General features: G+C 42.9%; 17 protein-coding genes and 1 pseudogene. 6 read left to right on the top strand and 12 right to left on the bottom strand.

The window, feature by feature from the left end:
• Together IQ276_RS30995 and IQ276_RS30990 are read left to right on the top strand one after the other, a co-directional pair.
• Positions 1–681 (top strand): PD-(D/E)XK nuclease family protein, encoded by a 681-nt coding sequence (locus IQ276_RS30995; RefSeq protein ID WP_228043017.1) that lies wholly within the window; start codon positions 1–3, stop codon positions 679–681.
• Complete coding sequence (locus IQ276_RS30990; RefSeq protein WP_193916498.1) at positions 678–2999, top strand: Piwi domain-containing protein; 2322 nt, start codon at positions 678–680, stop codon at positions 2997–2999. The genes IQ276_RS30995 and IQ276_RS30990 overlap by 4 nt, the downstream gene beginning before the upstream one ends.
• Positions 3000–3036: 37 nt before the next feature.
• Here IQ276_RS30990 and IQ276_RS30985 read toward each other — a convergent pair whose 3' ends face one another.
• From IQ276_RS30985 to IQ276_RS30975, 3 genes are all read right to left on the bottom strand, one after another.
• Positions 3037–5022: a DICT sensory domain-containing protein gene (locus tag IQ276_RS30985; RefSeq protein ID WP_193916500.1), complete on the bottom strand. Its 1986-nt coding sequence runs from the start codon at positions 5020–5022 to the stop codon at positions 3037–3039.
• Positions 5023–5142: 120 nt separating this feature from the next.
• The gene (locus IQ276_RS30980) at positions 5143–5763 is read right to left on the bottom strand and encodes a pentapeptide repeat-containing protein (RefSeq protein WP_190880867.1); all 621 of its coding nucleotides are present in this window, start codon (positions 5761–5763) and stop codon (positions 5143–5145) included.
• Between the two features lie 320 nt (positions 5764–6083).
• A complete protein-coding gene (locus tag IQ276_RS30975; RefSeq protein ID WP_193916502.1) occupies positions 6084–7046 on the bottom strand; it encodes an orange carotenoid protein N-terminal domain-containing protein in 963 nt (320 codons plus the stop codon).
• A gap of 534 nt (positions 7047–7580) precedes the next feature.
• Between IQ276_RS30975 and IQ276_RS30970 the strand changes: the two are divergent.
• Positions 7581–7793: pseudogene (locus IQ276_RS30970) on the top strand (CAB/ELIP/HLIP family chlorophyll-binding protein).
• A gap of 64 nt (positions 7794–7857) precedes the next feature.
• Positions 7858–8097, top strand: a complete 240-nt coding sequence (locus IQ276_RS30965) for a hypothetical protein (protein ID WP_193916504.1) — start codon at positions 7858–7860, stop codon at positions 8095–8097.
• Between the two features lie 530 nt (positions 8098–8627).
• On the opposite strand, the gene trpE is transcribed toward IQ276_RS30965, so the two are convergent.
• From trpE to IQ276_RS30945, 4 genes are all read right to left on the bottom strand, one after another.
• On the bottom strand, positions 8628–10169 hold the full coding sequence (gene trpE / locus IQ276_RS30960; protein ID WP_235116125.1) for an anthranilate synthase component I: 1542 nt from the start codon (positions 10167–10169) through the stop codon (positions 8628–8630).
• A gap of 186 nt (positions 10170–10355) precedes the next feature.
• Positions 10356–10775, bottom strand: a complete 420-nt coding sequence (locus tag IQ276_RS30955) for a photosystem I reaction center subunit II PsaD (protein ID WP_190880877.1) — start codon at positions 10773–10775, stop codon at positions 10356–10358.
• A gap of 223 nt (positions 10776–10998) precedes the next feature.
• On the bottom strand, positions 10999–13008 hold the full coding sequence (locus tag IQ276_RS30950) for a DICT sensory domain-containing protein (RefSeq protein WP_193919795.1): 2010 nt from the start codon (positions 13006–13008) through the stop codon (positions 10999–11001).
• A 182-nt stretch (positions 13009–13190) separates the two neighbouring features.
• Entirely contained in the window at positions 13191–13397 is a 207-nt protein-coding gene (locus IQ276_RS30945) for a hypothetical protein (RefSeq protein WP_190880881.1), read from the bottom strand.
• A gap of 32 nt (positions 13398–13429) precedes the next feature.
• Between IQ276_RS30945 and IQ276_RS40440 the strand changes: the two genes are divergently transcribed.
• Entirely contained in the window at positions 13430–13555 is a 126-nt protein-coding gene (locus IQ276_RS40440; protein WP_255264366.1) for a hypothetical protein, read from the top strand.
• 393 nt (positions 13556–13948) lie between these two features.
• A complete protein-coding gene (locus IQ276_RS30940) occupies positions 13949–16240 on the top strand; it encodes an amylo-alpha-1,6-glucosidase (protein ID WP_193919797.1) in 2292 nt (763 codons plus the stop codon).
• Positions 16241–16376: 136 nt separating this feature from the next.
• Here IQ276_RS30940 and IQ276_RS40435 read toward each other — a convergent pair whose 3' ends face one another.
• The 5 genes from IQ276_RS40435 to IQ276_RS30920 all read right to left on the bottom strand — a co-directional run bounded on the left by IQ276_RS40435 (position 16377) and on the right by IQ276_RS30920 (position 18514).
• Complete coding sequence (locus IQ276_RS40435) at positions 16377–16508, bottom strand: hypothetical protein (protein ID WP_255264365.1); 132 nt, start codon at positions 16506–16508, stop codon at positions 16377–16379.
• 90 nt (positions 16509–16598) lie between these two features.
• On the bottom strand, positions 16599–17276 hold the full coding sequence (locus IQ276_RS30935) for a hypothetical protein (RefSeq protein WP_193919801.1): 678 nt from the start codon (positions 17274–17276) through the stop codon (positions 16599–16601).
• Positions 17276–17689, bottom strand: coding sequence for a RusA family crossover junction endodeoxyribonuclease (locus tag IQ276_RS30930; RefSeq protein ID WP_193919803.1), 414 nt, complete (start codon positions 17687–17689; stop codon positions 17276–17278). The genes IQ276_RS30935 and IQ276_RS30930 overlap by 1 nt, the downstream gene beginning before the upstream one ends.
• Positions 17690–17715: 26 nt before the next feature.
• Positions 17716–17934 carry a BrnT family toxin gene (locus IQ276_RS30925; RefSeq protein ID WP_193919805.1) on the bottom strand — a complete coding sequence of 73 codons (219 nt, stop codon included), beginning with the start codon at positions 17932–17934 and terminating at the stop codon, positions 17716–17718.
• Positions 17935–18184: 250 nt separating this feature from the next.
• On the bottom strand, positions 18185–18514 hold the full coding sequence (locus tag IQ276_RS30920; protein ID WP_171974334.1) for a DUF2973 domain-containing protein: 330 nt from the start codon (positions 18512–18514) through the stop codon (positions 18185–18187).
• Between the last annotated feature and the right edge of the window lie 144 nt (positions 18515–18658).

Raw genomic sequence — 18658 nt, 5'->3', positions numbered from 1 at the left:
TTGGCAAGTGATAGCACCCCTGTGCGAATTGGACTACTAGCACAAAGGGGAGTTTATGAATTTCATCAAAACTCTCCTTTGTTACATCAAGAAGACGCTGTAGAACAAATGATAGAGATTCTGGAATTGCGGAAAGAGTCAGATTTGGTTCAGCAACGAGTACTTCAGATACTGACAAACTACCAGCAAAATCCAATTCTTGCTGAGAAGAAAATTATTCAACTTAGCCGAGGCGATGAGCGTTTTCCAAAACCAATTCTGATTAAGCAGGGTAATCAATCTTTTAACTTATATGCTGCAACTGACTGCATTTTTGCCGAAGAAGATGATACTTTGCACATTTTAGATTTCAAAACTGGCCACTCTGATTTTGATCGCCGACAGGGGTATGTTTACTTACTAGCAGCTAGTTATTTGTACCCCCAGCAAAAAGCAGTAGCATCTTTTTATAACTTAGAAAATGGTAACTGGTCAGAACCTATCAGCGCAACACCTAACACTCTTAAGGCTTTTCAGATAGAACTTGCTCTAATAGCTCAACGACATCAAGAAGATTTGAAGCGCTACCGTCAAAATTCTGCTGATTTCAGTCAAATATTTCCCCAAAATCCGGGTGTAAGTTGTCGCTACTGTTCGTTTAACTCAATTTGTGAATTTACTATATCAGAGGTTTCTACATGACTGCTGGTGTGCTTCAATCTCCCTTAAAAACTAATATATCCCCAATATTTTTGGCAGAGATATTTTTACTAAAAATTCCTCAACCTAACTTAATCTGCTTTCGACTGACTCCCAGATTAGATACTGAAATAGGAAATCGCTTAAGTTGGCGGTTTAGCCAGAAATTTCCTGATATTATGGCCATCTTTGCAAATGGAAATTTCTGGGTTTTAGCTAAACCCGATCAAGCAATGCCAAATTTAGATGAATGGCGAAAAGCTTTAACAGAAATTCAAGAGGAATTGAAAAAAGATATTGGCGATCGCTACTATTCAATCCAATGGGTAAGCCAACCACAGATATCTGCTGATATTCTTTCTGAACTAGCTATAAGAATATTAAAAATTAGACGGACATTTTCATATTTTAGTATTCCATTTAACAAAATTGAAGTTAGGCGAGAAGCAAAAGTTTGGGCAGAAGCAATTGAAATTACAAATATTTCACACCCAGCTATTGCTATAACCATCCGCAGTTCTTTTGTATTCAAAGGAAAATTGTCTGATTTTTACGAAAATCATCCTTATAGACAAAATCCAAGAGATTTATTAATTGGTTTAAATGTTCGAGATATTGAAAAGAATAGTTCAGCTACTATTGTAGATATTGAAGGAACTATTGGTGAGCGTGAAGAAGAATTACTCAAATATAAGCCTGCATCAACCAGTGAAATAGCTATTATTGAAGCACCTAGAGATCAACCTGTTGTAGTTGTGCAGTTTAGTAAGAACAAAAAACGGTATCCTTATGCAATGGCTGCTCTTATTCCCTGTATCACAGAAGAAACTGCTGAACGATTTGATGTAATTTATGGGGATTTACTCAAAGAAGCTAAGATCCCTTATCAACAACGACAAACGACTTTAGCATCATATAAACAAGAAGCTGCACTTGCTCTAAATATTTATGGGTTTGAGTTATCAGAAAAGTGTCTAAATAGTAGTAAAAGTAGCAATTGCTCTGAATTATTCTTGCCGCTAAAATTTAAGCTGGAAGATACTCAACTTCTATTTGGAAAGGATAAATCTGGACAAAATTTTATTGGTAGAAGAGGAGATATACTAAAGGGATTATTAAAAGGTGGCGTTTACCGTCGTCAAATTCAATATCAAGATAAAATGACAGAAATTCGTATTACTGCTTTGAAGCTTTGTGATTTTAAAGTAGATCCTTTTATTCGGGAAGTCCAGAAACGTCTAGAAAACTATGGATTTAAAAGTATAGTTGTTCATAAAGTTGCTCTGTCAGTGAGTAGATCAAGTGTGCCTGAAGATAGAGAAAAAGTTGAAGAAACTGTTGATAAATTAATGGCGGTTCCTGAAGATAGAGAAAAAATTAAGGAAGCCGTTAATGAATTAATGGCTATTCCTACAGACATTGTTTTGACATTTCTCCCTCAGAGCGATCGCCATGCTGATAATAGTGATGATGGTAGCTTTTATTCATTTATTTATTCACGCTTACTCCGGCGTGAAATTGCTAGTCAAGTAATTTATGAAGAGACATTAAAAAATACCAGCAATTATGGAAATATCCTGAACCAGGTAATTCCAGGAATTCTAGCAAAATTAGGAAACTTACCCTTTATTTTAGCTGAACCTTTAGAAATTGCTGATTATTTCATCGGATTTGATGTTTCCCGATTTTCTAAAAAGAAGGGAATCGGAAGTAGAAATGTCTGTGCGAGTGTACGTCTCTATGATAAGCAAGGGGAGTTTATTCGTTACCGACTAGAAGATGCTTTAACCGAGGGTGAAACAATTGATAAACGAACACTAGAAAGGTTTCTACCATCTGCTGAATTAAGACAAAAAACTGTAGTAATTTACCGTGATGGACGTTTTTGTGGTGATGAGATAAAGAATTTAAGAGAAAGAGCAAAAGTTATTGGTTCAAAGTTTATTTTGGTGGAGTGTGTCAAATCTCAGATTCCACGACTATATAAATTTCAGCAGTCTGTAGTGACAGCACCAACTAAAGGGTTAGCTCTTCGCTTATCGCCGTATGAAGTAATTTTAGTCACTACTGAAGTTAAGTCTGAGAAAATGGGTTTACCTTATCCTCTGCGTTTAAAGATTATTCCCGATCCTGAACACGAACAGCAAGTATCAATTGAAAGTTTAATAGAAGCTACACTTAAACTGACATTGCTACATCACGGGGCGTTGAAAGAACCTCGCTTACCAGTCCCATTATACGGTTCTGACAAAATAGCTTATCGGCGGTTACAAGGAATTGCCCCAGGGACAGTGGAAGGCGATCGCCAATTTTGGCTGTAAAATCAACAGGATGTTATTTCAAAATCCAAACATCAAATTAAGAAATAGGCACTGCAACCGGAACCGTAAAATGAAACTCGCTACCCTGATTTTTCCCCAAAGACTCAGCCCAAATTTTACCTCCTAAATTATCAATAATCCGACGACAAATCGCCAAACCAAGTCCCGCACCACCTACAGTGCGTTGCAAAAATCCTTCTTCCTGATAAAAACGTTCAAAGATAGTTTCTAGTCGGCTCGGTTCAATTCCTCGACCTGTATCTGCAATAGTAACTTTTAACACAGATGTTTTCTCGGGTTTTCCTAAGGGTGGGTCAACTTCTTCTCGATTCAAAAGGTCTGCACGAATAGTGACTTGTCCGCTTTTATCAGTAAACTTACAGGCATTATCAAGTAACTTTGTTAAAACTTCAATCAGTCCTTCGCCATCTACCTGGATTGGCGGTAAGTGATGGGGCAATTCTACGACAATTTTAGGCAGTTTCTGTCGGTATTCGAGTCCGCTGAGGGCTAAATCTAGGTATTCTTCAAGGGATATTGGCTCTAGTTGCCAGCGCACCAACCCGCCTTCTAAGCGAGATAAGGTAATAAAATCTTGAATTAGTTTACGCAAACGATCTGCATCGTCTAAAGCAGCTTGCAACATCGTCTGCTGCAAGTTAAGCGGCATTTGTGGTTCTGTAATTAAACTCTCTAAGCAAACGCGGATGGTAGATAAAGGAGTACGCAGTTCATGGCCAACGATCGCAATTAAGTTACTTTGAGTCCGCTCCAAGTCTACCAGCTGACGATTCAGAGTTTCTAAGTTGCGATAAGCTTGTGCCTGCATCAAAGCTACTCCAACCTGTGTAGCGATCGCCTCTACTAAAGCTATATCATCTTCTGTCCACAAATGAGCTTCTGGCTGGTGCAGTTCGAGCATTCCCAGCCAAGTTCCTTGATAGCAAATCGGTACCAACAAGCAAGCACGAATTTGCCAGCGCACCAATTGAGCTTTTAATTCTGGATCGGACTGTAAGCCAAAATCCTGGTTGATATCAGCAATAACTATAGTTTGTGATTGGTTTTCGCCCTGAGTTTGACTTGGCACTAAAGCAGTGTGAAATAGGGGATGACTTGCCAATGTCCAAACTTCCCTCTTCAAAGATGCCAATCCCACAGGTGTTGACTCATAAGCAATTGGCTGGTTTTGACTATCTGGTTGATAAAGATAAACTAGACACCGACAATCGCTAAAAACTTGACCTAATTCTCTAACGGTAACAGTTAAAATCTCTTCTGGATTAAAAGAGCGGCGAATAGTAGTGGCGATCGCATTAATCAAACGTTCTTTTCGCTCTTTACTAGCTATGGTACGATAAGCTTTCAGTAGCCTGTATTGACTAGCTTGTAGATATGTAACTAAGCGGTTGGTAAATAGCCTGAAGTCAATTCCTAGTGTTTTATTTCTTGATGTCTGCACTTGCGATTCCCGCAACAGTCGATAACGTCTGTGCGCTTGCCGGATTTTAGGGGCTAATTCTGGTCGGTAAGTCAGAATCCGCTCGAACAATAGGCGGGCAGCCTGAATACAAACTTCGGGGTCAAATGTCCAAATTCCCTGAAATTCCCTTGCTTGGTCTAGGGATGCTGAATCTATGGGTGAAGCATGTTCTCGACAAATCAGGCACGCTGAATATAGCTGACCGATCACAATCAAATGCCATTCCTGAGCTAATTCGTCATTAGGGGCAAAAGGAATGGTTGCATAAGGAGCTGAAACAATACCAAAGTCACTTTCTGGTGCAGCTAATACATAAACCTGGTCTGTATGCTGAGCAATTTTTTCATAGCGAGGAATCTCCTGGCGATAAAAACGCTCCTGCTGAAAATTCGCAATCACTAGGGGTTGATCTGTCGCTGCCAGTACCAAGTCTTCTATTGCGTGAGAAACAGCCGTCAACGAAGACTTGAAATAGATTTGAGGTTGCAAATCTGGTAGAACTTGGCACAAATCTTCCAACAAGGAATTCGAGACAGTCATTGGTAACTAGGTCGATGAGAATAAACGATTACTAATTCCGGTCGGGTATGGAGCAGAATGCTTATGTAGCTGGCTTCTTTGTAGGAGTACCGAAGTAATTTTTAATCTAAAATTAGCACTTCAACCCGTCTTCATCAAACTTGATTCCGGCAAAATGACTCCGTTAAGGACGCAATGATGCAGATCTACCTGAGTCAGGTTTACTTCGGTGAAATCAACGCAACTCAGATCAGTTTTAAATAAAATAGCTTTGGCTAGATTGGCATAACTCAAGTCTGTATTGCTTAAGTTTGCCCCAGTCAGGTCTGCACCACTGAGATTTGCCTTAGCCAAAAAGGCGCCACTCAGGTTGGCATAGCGCAAGTCTGCTCCAGCTAGGTTTGCACCACTAAGGTCTGCATCACGCAAATCTGCTAATCGTAAGTCTGCTTTCACAAGGTTTCCCTTGTGCAAGTCTGCTTTGCTGAGAGTTGCTCGGATCAAATTAGCAGCCTTGAGGTTTGCCCAGATGAGGTTAGCTCCACTCAAGTCAGTTCTCCAGAGAGCCGCAGCAGTCAAATTTGCTTCGATCAAGTTTGCTCCACGCAGGTTAGCATGAGATAAAGTCGCATTAGCCAAATTAGCTCTATCGAGATTTATTCCAGCTAGACACACCTCGCTGAGGTTAGCCAAATGCAAGCTTACCTGAGTAAAATTTCTCTCTCCTGCACAATAGCGCTTGAGTATTTGATCGGCATCCATACAGCCCGCCTTCCAAGTCTCCATTTCTCACCTGAAAATCAGAATATCCAATCAATCGCTGCTGGAAATATGTCTCATAGCAATTTTTGATTTTGGGGAAAGTAACCAGCGCCTGCTTCCAGCAACAGCGCATCTGTGCCGAGTCTGCGATCGCCTTAAAATTCCACAACATTAAAAGTAGTTAACAATCTTTTACAATCTTGGTAAATAGATTAGTTATTTTTAAAAGCGATCGCAGCAATTTTGTTAAGGTGGGCACTGTTTATACTTTTACGTTGTAGGCAGTGCCCACCCTACGTAGGAGCTACGAACTTAGTACTCTATTTACGTACTAAGTTCAAGAGTTCTTTAGGAGAAGCCAGCAAGTCAATCGCTACGAAGAAGATTTTGCCTTGGGGATCTAGCAAAAACCGCCATGCAATGTTCATCCCTACACTCGCACCGAACCAGGGGGTTTGGACTTTGCCGGTGACTTTAACTTGAGTATAGCCATCTTCCACTGGCTCAGATACACCGCGCTCTGGCATCATTTTCAATCCCTGGCATTCTTCACGCATATAAGCGCGGATTGCCTCTTGACCAACAATTGGTCTTTCAAAGGGAGGTTGCAGGGCACCTTCGGAGCTAAACAGAGCAACCGCACTGTCAAAGTCATTGGCGTTCATGTTATTGATGTAGCCCAACACAGTGGCATTGTCGGTGCCCTCAATGGTGACCTTAGTCCGAAATGCTTGTGCAATGGGAGGAGCCACAGGCTCTGAGACTTTTTTGTAACTACCAGGAGCATTCGGGTCAAATCCCATACTAACTACGGTATTGCGTAGGATGGTGATTTGTTGACCTGGATCGGCACCTCGGATTGCTTGCAGCACTTGAGCAGCTTTAGAAGAAAGCTTGTAGCCCGGTGGTATGGGAGCGACAATTCCCTGAGCCATCCATTCTCCTAATTGATACCAAAAGCCCAATTTGATGTTTACGGTGAAGGATGCATAGGAACGGCAGATGGGAGTATCAGCACGGTTGGCCAAATCATACATCACTTGTGTCTGAGCATCAAAAGGCATCTGCTTAATTTGTTCCAAAAGCCCTTGGGCGAGGATCATGTTCGCAGCCCCCGGAGCAGCAACGGTAATCGATTTACCCATTTCGGTGTAGGCAAACCAAAGTAATGCTAGTTGATCTTCAGCGTTGAGCTGATTAAAAGATTCAATGATAGATGGAACAATGTCAGCAACTAGGGTGCCGGGAAAGATATTTTGAGCCGACTGGAGGGTAAAAGACATAGCAGAAATTCCAAAAAGAAAATTACAGTTCTATCAAATGTGCAAACAACGGAGATGCCTTCGGCTGTTAGCAAAGGCACTCAACACTAACGACAAGACAATTACAGTTGCGATCGCTCTACCAAAGGCACAGCAATTACTTCTGTTGTTTTAGATACTTAGATGTGAACAGACACTTAGGAAGTATTGCTCACGTTTTACGCATTTTTTGACTTTCTTTTGTGTCTTTATGTAAAGAAATATAACAAGATCGTTACAAATAAGCAATACCTTTCTCAGCCACATAATGATAATTTTTATTTATATTTTTTATAAGTTTTACTTAAGTGAGTTAGACATAATTAAGAATTATTTGCAATGCCTGAAATCGTCACAATCCCACACTAGGACACAACGCTTCCTGAACAATCCGAAATCACCTATGTGCCTAGTACGGTTTTTACTACTTTTATTGGTGTGTCAAGCTGTTGCAAAAAATATTTACATTAATTTATATTTATTCGCAGGTTCAGAAGCAAAAGCAAGGAGTAACAAATGACAGCTAGAGGCTTCACCATTAACGAACTGGGCCAAGTCAGCAGATTTGCTATTGAACCCAAAGTTTATGTAGATGAAACTCCACGGGCTGGGTTTACAGAATAGTGTGAAAGACTCAACGGGCGTTTGGCAATGATCGGTTTCGTCTCACTCATAGCCTTGGAAGTTATTACCGGACATGGTTTAATTGGATGGCTAACAAGCCTTTAAACAAGACGCTTGAAAATTCCGAATTTTCCTCAATTGACGAATACAATAACTTAGAGGCATAACTATGAAAACTGATTTTGATTACCCCAGAAAAGATTTAATTGGGCCAGTTGTTTTTAGACCTACTTTCAACAATTTTGAGATCATCAATGTGAATCAAGCCTGGTCATTGTTTTTCTCTGCTGGTCAAGACGATAATCGCCTGGGACAACAAATTGAATTAGGTAGGTTTTTTACCAACCTCTTAATCGCTGTTGGAGTAACTGGAATTATTTGGGCAATTTACTTCAGCCACTTAGCATGAACAACTTTGTTGGTTTGTTGTCTGTAGTAACTTCAACTGAAGTCTTGGTATCAAAACCCAAGACTTCAGTTGAAGCTGTTAATTGATGTAAAAAAATATTAGCTTGGGAAAAAAGTTGATGTTAATTGGATTTACAAATCTTCCCAATTTATCCCGCTATTGTGGATATGTAGGTCTAGAAGTAGCAGAAATTGTTGTCAAACACCTTGCTGTTCAAAGCAAAACTTATGTAATTCAAAATAGAAGAATATTAGTATATCAGCTTTTAAAATCTGGTCTGGATTCTCATACAGCCAATAGAATAATTACTGTATTGATATCGAGTCCGATTTTGCAATCAACGAACAAAAATCAGTGTGCGATTCATGAATGCTGAGTAGGGGAGTGGGGAGTGAGGGGGATGAGGGAGCAGGGGAGGCAGAGGAGCAGGGGAGCAGGGGAGCAGGGGAGAAGTTGCTGGACTCTTTCCCCAGACCTCCGCACCTTTGCACCTCTGCCTCTTACCCATGCCCAATTCCCAATTCCCAAATTTAACGTAAACAGCGAATCGCCTCTAATAAACCTCTAGCTTTATTGAGTGTTTCTTCGTATTCTTTCTCAGGTTCAGAATCAGCCACTAAACCTGCACCCGCTTGTACACTGACAGTGTTATTACGCACTACCATTGTACGAATTGCTATAGCACTATTTAATTGTCCTTCAAAATCATAATATCCATAAACACCAGAATAAACACCCCGGCGACTAGGCTCTAATTCGTGGATAATTTCCATTGCCCTAATCTTGGGTGCGCCGCTGACTGTACCTGCTGGGAAACAGGCTTTGAGTAAGTCCCATGCTGTTTTATCAAGTGCTAATTTACCCACAACATTGCTGACAATGTGCATTACATGGGAGTAGCGTTCAACTACCATTAATTCATCAACTTTGACGCTACCACTTTGGCAAACACGCCCTAAATCGTTTCGTCCCAAATCAACAAGCATCACATGTTCGGCAATTTCCTTAGGATCTTGGAGTAAATCCTGGGCAAAAGCTGTATCTTCTTGAGTGGTTTTCCCGCGTGGACGTGTCCCTGCAATTGGACGTAGAGTTGCGATCGCTCCACCATCTGGATCAGTTTCGGCTTTTACCATCACTTCGGGACTGGAACCGATGATTTGCCAATCTTGGAAGTGAAAATAAGCCATGTAAGGCGAAGGATTTATCTGACGTAGAGAACGGTAAAGAGCAAAGGGGTCACCCGTGTATGTTGTTGATAATCGCTGGGAAATAACTACTTGGAAAATGTCACCAGCTTTAATATAGTCTTTGGCTTTTTGGACGCTTGCACAAAAATCGGGGCGGGTAAAGTTACTGTTATATTCTTCTGCCCCTCTGCTCCTCTGCTCCTCTGCTCCTCTGCTCCCTGGCGGCTTCCATTCCAATCTAGTTTTTTGTGGTGATAGGGGGAGAGATAGCTTTTCGAGCATTTGGGTAACGCGATCGCCTGCTTGTTGATATGCTGCGTGTAAAGACGTTACATCTAACGTCTCTACATGACGTAAATCAGCATAGGCGATCGCCCAAATTTTCCGCTTCACCTGGTCAAAAATCAACAGGTGGTCTACTTGCATCCACAATCCATCGGGGATATTTCGCTCATCTGGTGGATGAATTGGTACACGCGGCTCAATCCAGCGAATCAATTCATAGCCCCAAAACCCGAATAAACCGCCAATTCCTGGAGGTAGCTGTGGTAATTTTACTGGGTGATAAGGTGCTAAACATTCGGCTAAAGCTGTAAAAGGGTCGCCTGCAAAAACTACCTGCGAACCGTCGCGGTTGATTTGAGTCGTGCGATCGCCCCTTGCTTCCAAAACCCACAGCGGATCGCAACCCACCAAACTATAGCGCCCAAGTTTTTCTCCACCTTCTATGGATTCCAACAAAAAGCTATAGGGCTGACCTGCACAGACTTTATACCAAGCAGATACTGGCGTATCTAAGTCTGCCACCCATTCCTGATATACCGGAACGAAGTTGCCTTGTGTAGCTAGCACAGAAAATTCGGAGAAATCGGGGAATACCATAAATAGCGAGGGGGTTGGGGATTGGGGATTGGGGATTGGGGATTGGGGATTGGGGATTGGGGATTGGGGATGGTGTATGGGGCATTGGTTATTCCCCTCATCTCCCACCCTGCGGGAAGCTAAAGCTACATCTCCCTCATCTCCCTCATCTCCAGTCCCCAGTCCCCAGTCCCCAGTCCCTAGTCCCTAGACATCATGAGTAGCTTTACCGCTGAACTTGAGTTGTGCGGGATTGGGGTTTTGCCCGATGCTGCGTGGGACGAAACGCACTTTTTCACGGCCTTCATTGACTTTTTCGGGGAAGACACCATCGGCTGGGTGAATTGCGGTGGTTTCTCCGTTGGGTAGAATCCGGTAAATTTTGTAGTCTGTAATCTTCAATTTCCGGAGTTGACCACCCAAAGCGATGCCTTGTTCTTTCCGAGCTAAGTACAGCAGGTTTTCGCCTTTGAGCGCAGTAGCTGCACCACCTGTAGGCAATTCAAATACTTGCTCTTTCGGGCTAGTCCAAGTGATAGCGTACTTTTCTTCCACTTCTGCTTTAGAAAGCAAGCCGCCAGTGTTGCCAGCAAATCGTGGCGTTTGTCCAGAGAGTGTTTCAGCCATAAAGTGTTCTCTCAACGTTTTTAGGGCATACTAACATCGTAACCAGGATCATATTGCGATCGCGTTATAGACTGTAACAGTTTTTAGTGATTGGGCATTGGGCATTGGGCGTGGGAAGAAGCAGGGGGGCAGGGGGCGGGGGGCAGAGGGGAAGATTTTCTCCCCTGCTCCCTGCTCCCTGCTCCCTGCCTCCCCTGCTCCCTCATCTCTCATGCCCCTTTGCCTATTTACTCTTGACTTTAGTCCGCTTTTCCTCTTGGGTACTCGGAACAATTGGGATGGTGAAGTGAAACTCACTCCCTTGGTCTTTGCCGTCTGATTTAGCCCAAATTTCTCCACCCCAGCCATTGACAATTTGACGACAAATTGCTAAGCCCAGTCCAGTACCGCCAGTGGTGCGTCGGAGCGCTCCTTCTTCTTGATAGAAACGGTCAAAAACTACTTCTAAACGATTCGGTTCAATGCCGCGTCCTGTGTCAGCGACAGTGACTTCAACCATTTGATGGCTATTGGTAATCGCTTCAATGGTGATTTCTCCTTGGGATGGCGTAAATTTACAAGCGTTGTCTATGAGTTTTGCTAGTACTTCTACCAGCCAATCACCATCAGCTCTCACCAAAGGTAGGTTTTCGGGAATTTCAGTCTGGATTTGGGGGGGCTTTTCCGTTGAGGAACGGGTGCGAAGGCGGCTGAGTGCTAAATCTACACATTCTTGTAAAGTCAGAGATTCTGGATGCCATTCCACGCGACCGCTTTCCAAGTTGGAAAGTGTGAGGAAATCTTGCACGAGTTTCCGCATCCGTTCTGAGTCGGTAAGGGCGGTGTTGAGCATCACCTGTTGCAATTCTAAGGGCATATCTGGCTCGCTAGCGAGACTTTCTAGGCACACTTGAATTGTGGAGAGGGGGGTACGGAGTTCGTGTCCGGTAATGGCTATGAGGTTGCTGCGGGTGCGGTCTAGGGCTTCTAGCTGTTGATTGAGTTCTTCGAGGTTGGCGTAAGCTTCGGCTTGGATGAGAGCTGCTCCCACTTGGGTGGCGATCGCTTTTACCAAATCCAATTCCCCTGGTTGGCATTCGTGGGGCGGCATTCGGCAGTAGTGTAACTCGACGATCCCCAATAATCGTCCTTGATAAAATACTGGTTCCATCAGCCAAGAACGAATGGCAAATTTTTTGGCAATCAACGAAAGTCCCGCCGAATTCGTCACCCGAGGGTCACCCAGTGTATCGGTGATACAAACACCTTCGCCTTGTTGGATGATGTCCCGAAATAGGGAATTTTTTTCTAACTCCCAGGTTTGTCCCCGAATAGATAAAACACCAGCAGTCAAAAATTCATGTTCAATGATCGCTTGGCTATCTGCGGCTTGGGCGCGGTAAATTAGACAGCGACAAGCATTTAGGTGTTGTCCTAATTCTTGTGCTGCCACCTGGAGAACTTCGTGGGGATCGAGCGATCGCCGAATGGCAGTACTAATGGTATTGACTAATCGTTCTTTACGTGCTTGGGCAGTAATTGAACGGTAGGCTTTGTGCAATTTGTACTGACTAGCTTGTAAGTAGGTCACTAAGCGTTGCACAAAGGGATCTGTGTCAATGTCACAAGCATATTCGTTGATCTGTTCTGCTCCAAAGTAGCTTCTCGTCTGCCCAATACCAAACCTCTGACGTGCCTGCTCAATTTTGCTTGCCAGTTCTGGTCTGTAGACCAAGATCCTCTCTAACAGCAATTCGGCGGCTTTGAGGCTAACTCCCCTTTCTGATGTCCAAATTCCCTCAAATCTTCGCGCTGTGTCCATATCCAGACTGGGGCTTTGCTCTGGTAGTTCTTTGTTTTTGGCAATAGAACCAAGGTTTTCCCGGCAAACCAAACAAGTCGCGTAACTGTCAGCAATCACAACCAAATGCCACTCTTGACTTAAGCCATCCTCTGGCTCAAAAGCTACTTTTTCGTAGTATTCCGAACTGTTAGCGAAATCAGTTTCCGGAGCCGACAATACGTATATTTGATTACTTCGCAAGGCAAGTCGCTGGTAGCGATGAGCCTCTTGGCGGTAGAATCGCTCTCGCTGGAAACTAGCAATTACAAGGGGTTGGGCTAAAGTCGCAGCCAAAACTTGATCTTCCATTGCGTGGGAGAGCGCCGTTAGTGAAGCCTTAAAATATAGCTGGGGCCGCAAGTAGGGTAGGGACTTTAGCAGATCACTCAGCACAGAAGTCGAAATGCTCATGAATTATCGTTAAACGCCCAATCTCAACAAGATCCACGTCACAGCTGCATTGTACAAATTCCAAAGGACTCTCAAGTTAAATAGACAGTTTCAATATGTAAACAACGCTAATAAGCACTTTTGGCTCAGGCAAACGCAACACTTTGTTACCAATTAGCAGGAGTGGGTGCAGCTAGCTTCATTTACAAAATTTCAAAGCTTTGAGTAGAAAATAAAGCAACAGCGGCAATGCATTCGTCTTTTGCACCTTGGTGTGGCGTAGTCATTGACCGCGATCGCTTTGTTCTTAACTCAAGTCTTTTCATCCATTGGCTGACATTGTGATGTTTTAAATGATAGACCACTAAGCTCAATATACATTCTCGATCGCCTTTATCATCACCAAACAAGACAAAACTAAAAAGTTAAAAGGTTAGTAACTGTGGTAAACTACCACCCTAAAGCGGCGATCGCCTCTCGAAATTTTGAAAAGATCAATCCCGGAAAATTATTGGCTGCTGCACGAGAACAATTGTCTTGGTCTGAAGGTGGGTCTGGGCAGCTTTGACCATAGGGTTCCTTTTGGCATACTTCATGTGAAAGGGCTATTAATTTGAGTAAAACTGTGATTTAGACAGTCTTAGCCTGTGGACTGCTGGATAGTGCCGACACTACCAGAGTGAAGCAGCAAGTAAACCAAGCTCATGAGTAATTTTGAGTAGGATTTAGATAACGGCAACGCATTACTGAGGATATTACTATTTATTTGCTACCTGATGATTTGGAACCATTGATCATTATTTGAGTCGGAATTGTTGAAAGGAATTGTTGAACACAGTAAATTATTTTGACAATCTCTTACCTACTCTCTCTCCTCTTTGAGGATGTATTCCACGCAATCGAGAACAGCTATAAATAATACGATCCCAAAAATATAGACCTGTACGCGGAACTTTGGCTAATGACATCAGATGCACTCATGACCCCGGAAAAAATTTTGTTTGATGGAAAAACTTTTATTGCTGCTGACCAATTACCTATCCCGGAGTGGCCTTGTGTTGTCAGTGAAAGACCACAGCCAACACTGACGGTTAAAGATGATGATTTATTTTTCGTCACAGATACCATAGGGAACATTTCTGGCTGTTCCCTCAATGATGGGAACCCCAGCATGGGACTGTTTTGCTGTGATACGCGATTTCTGAATCGCTTGGAGTTGCAAATTGAAGGGCGATCGCCTGTACTCTTGAGTAGTAGCGCCGAAAAAGGGTTTTCACTGTCAGTTTTGTGTACCAACCCCAGAATCGACGAACGCTTGAGAGCCGAGACTATAGGAATTAGCCGGGAAATGGTGCTTAATGGCGCACTATTTGAAGAAATAGAAGTTTCTAACTACAGCACCACCACTGTCAGTTTTGAACTCAGCATCAGCTTCGATGCCGATTTTGTTGATTTATTTGAAGTCCGGGGTTATGACAGGGAGAAACGAGGTAGGCTTTTACGTCTAGTAGAACCCACGGCTGAGGAAGGAATGTTTTCTCTAGTCGATGGCGTTTCACCTACAGTCAAAGAGCGGCACGCCTCTAGGGAAGAATCTTTAACACTCGCCTATCAAGGTCTGGATGGCTCGGTGATGGAATCCCGTCTTCTATTCCAGCATCGGCAACCAGACTATTTCAAGGGTTATACTGCGGTTTGGCAACTAGAGTTGGCTTCTCACGAAACCCAAAAACTCGGCTACCGGGTGAGCATGTTGAAAAACAACCAATCTAGTTCAACTGTCAGCGCCGCCGTTACCTTAGGACAGGCGAAAGCCGCTGAGTTGATGGAAGAACAACATTGGGTACAACAAATTACACGCATTAGCTCAGACAAAAGCATCTTCAATCGAGTCATTGAGCGGGCTGAGCAAGATATGTATTTGTTGCGCCAGTCTTTTGGTAAGCATAAAACTGTTTCTGCTGGAGTGCCCTGGTTTTCTACATTGTTTGGGCGAGATTCGTTGATTACAGCTTCCCAAACCCTAATGTTAAATTCGCAAATCGCCAAGGAAACCTTGATACTACTTGCGACATATCAAGGTAAAACCGATGATGAATGGCGGGAAGAAGAACCGGGTAAAATTTTGCACGAGTTACGTTTGGGGGAAATGGCTCGGTGTCAAGAAATTCCCCATACACCTTACTACGGTACTGTTGATGCCACTCCCCTATGGCTGATGCTGTATGCCGAACATTATGCTTGGACTAACGACCAAGAACTCCTAGAGCAACTTTGGCCGAATGCTCTAGCAGCAATGGAGTGGATCGATCGCAATACCAAACAAACTAGCTACCTCAGTTACTACCGTAAATCTAAACGCGGTCTTGCTAACCAAGGTTGGAAAGATTCTGGTGATTGTATTGTTGACCATAAGGGAGAACTAGCTAACGGCCCCATCGCTCTATGTGAAGTCCAAGCTTACGTCTATGCTGCGAAAATGCGCCTAGCAGAAATAGCTAGGATGAAGAAGCGGCTTGATTTGGCAGACCGTTGGCAAGAAGAAGCGAGAAATCTCAAGGTGCGTTTTAATCGAGATTTTTGGATGGAAGACCAGGATTTCTGCGCTTTGGCTTTGGATGGAGATGGTAAGCGCGTAGATAGTATTACCTCAAATCCCGGCCATTGTCTACATTTGGGCATCTTCACACACGAAAAAGCCTACAGTGTGGCAGAACGCTTGCGGGCACCAGATATGTTTAACGGTTGGGGTATTCGGACTCTGAGTAGCTTGTCACCCGCTTATAATCCAATGGGCTACCACATAGGTTCAGTTTGGCCTCATGATAACGCTTTGATTGCAATGGGATTGCGATCGCTCGGTCTGATCGATCAAGCTTTGGAAATTTTCCAAGGTTTATTTGACATGACTAGTCAGCAGTCCTACCAACGCCCTCCAGAACTTTTCTGTGGCTACGAACGTAACGGTGATAATGCTCCAGTGCAGTATCCAGTTGCCTGCACACCCCAAGCTTGGGCTACTGGGAGTGTCTTCCAATTACTGCAAATGATAGTCAACTTGGTACCTGATGCTCAGAATAACTGCTTGCGAATAATCGACCCCGCTTTGCCAGAATCGATTAATCGCCTGTCGTTGCATAATTTGCAAGTTGGTACTACAGTCCTCGATTTAGAATTCGAGCGTTCTGGGACTACGACTGCTTGTCGCGTTGCCAAAAAACGGGGTAATTTGCGGGTGGTTATTGAAGCATAGGAAGGGAGTAGGGAGTAGGCAATTCACCACTCCCTATTTTATGCTGAGTGCGTAGGCGTAGCCCGTCGTAGACATCGCTCGCCAGTATAAGTTGAAATTTCAGTAGATCGAAAACTTTTGTAAGTTGACGAAATAATCAGGGTTTCAGCCAATGCTTTGGGGCTGATGATGGCGATCGCTTGCACTGCACTCTTAACCAACCGACAACGCCCGTTCCTTGAAAAGCAGACTCTAAAAGGATTGCGGCAAATTGTGTTTCTAAACTCAAATCAACAACTGGTAAGGATTCTGGAAAACTTTTCGATCTACTGAATTTAGCATTAGATCTGTTCTACCATTCGCTCCAACCAACGCAGCGTTAGCCTGCTTCGTCATCAGTGTGTAGAGTTCTCAAGAGCTGCTCTGTAAGCTCGATCAATTCACATACAGTATTTTGGGTAAGTTCTGTAGTTTTGAAGCCATGAGCAATAGAATTACGTAATAAGAGTGCATTCATTAGTAACTGATACTCAGATTTTGAAATTACACCTTCAATTGCTAATTGCTTCACTAAGTAGAGTGGATCAAATCTTTCTAAACTTAGCTCTTCCTTTTGGGCAATAAGTCTCAAAGTTGCTTCTACCAAAGACCAAGAATATAAGATAGCTGATTCTGGATGTTGCGTTGTAAGTTGCCTTACGACTTGCAACTGTGATTCTATTTCATCTTCTTGAAGAGAACCCTCAGCTTTCAGAGAATACATTATATCCTCCGGGTTGGTCATTACGAATTCAAATCTCCAACCAGGATGTTTTTCTACCGCTTGAGCTAAATTACGTAAGTATTGATTAGAAGAATTAAGTGAGGAGCGTGACTTGACTTCAATAACTACATTTTCTTCTCCCCGACGTACTATCATGTTGGGGCGATAGTTCTTCAGGAAGTCAGGCAAGTCGTCTGGACTTGGGTGAAAAAAAACTTCGTAACCCTTCTGGCGATACTCCTCTGCTAGTTTCAGCAATCGCTCTCTTTCTAAATTTGCGGTTGAAGTTGTCATCAAGTAACTACCTCTTGGTTAGGAGCATCAATTACGACAATATGTAAGAATTCATTGCCACGAGCAAAGCCTTCCGCCAATGTTGGGGTCATGTTTTCTATTCTAAAGTTACCTGACAAATTTCTCTTTCTAACCAGAAGATCGCTTACTTGAGAATCGTCGTTGTAGGCTAGTCCATTAATTGCATCTTGAATAGGCTTCGGTATATTGTCTACATCCATTTCAACAGAATCATAAAAATAGGTTATCTGGAGCATAACCCACCCAGAAGCTTTTTTTTGTTCCGAAGACCAGTATTTTTCAGCCTCTTCTCGCACTGTCTTTTTCCAATTTTCAAGCCCTTTGCCCTTACCACGCCTACGAGACTGTTGTGATATTGGTGGCCCATCTACTATGAACTCAAATCTGGTCAATGCACTTCTAAATAATAGATTACAGGTTATTCTATGCTACTATCCTCGAATACAACTAGATAACTTCCGCTACTCAGTTTGATTTGGCTTTTCTCTGACTGCGTTACTAACACCACTACAAAAGGATCGAAGAAAGCTTCTGTAGCTTGCTGAAAGGTTATACCATCATGGTTGCTGGGATTAATGCGGGCTTTCTCTTCGTTCCAAACGAAGGTTACAGCATTAAGGACGAAATACACATCCATACTTCATAGTCTAAGGAAGATGTATTTACGTTGTGAATACGCTTAGTTGTAAAAACTTACAATTACATCGAACGACAGGAATACTGCGGTTACTAACTGCTGCTGCGTTGGCAAGTTGCAACTGCCAAGCTTAGCGTATCAGAAGTATGGGGAAGCGATCGCCAATAAAAAAACCAAGGTGAGCACTTTACACTATCGCACCCCACCAAGGTCTGTCCTAATCTTTAACTCCTAACTTTCAACTTTTATGCTATGCTTCCTCTGAATTTTCACTTTTGTGCCCTGGAGATGCTTCATAAAGTGCATCCAAATGTTGACGAGCATCTTCAACGTTAATCGAACGCATCACCAATAATGGTTCTTTAATTAAATTGCCCGCGCTATCTAATAACTCTGGATGGGGTACCAACTGTTTTCTTGATGCGTAATAACCAAAACTGCCTTGATTACCCATTGGCGAGGAATTTGTCGGGTAAGTTCGCTCCCGATCAAAACTGAACATGATCAGGTTACGAATTAAGTTGCCTACAGCTATAAATGCAAGGATTGTAAAAGCAAAGATGTAAAGCAGGTGTAACATTGGATTTTCCTCCAGGGCAGCAGTTTTTAAAAGTTTATTTTGTAACGTTTTGCTTGGCCTACACTGTGGCTCACATTTAGGCTCACAATTAGGACAAATATTTAACGCACTGTTCGTGCGCTTGCGTTGATATGGGGCGATCTG

Source organism: Desmonostoc muscorum LEGE 12446, assembly GCF_015207005.2.
Classification (GTDB): domain Bacteria; phylum Cyanobacteriota; class Cyanobacteriia; order Cyanobacteriales; family Nostocaceae; genus Nostoc; species Nostoc muscorum.
Note: the sequence above shows the minus strand (reverse complement) of the source record. Positions and strands in the feature narration are given on the sequence as shown.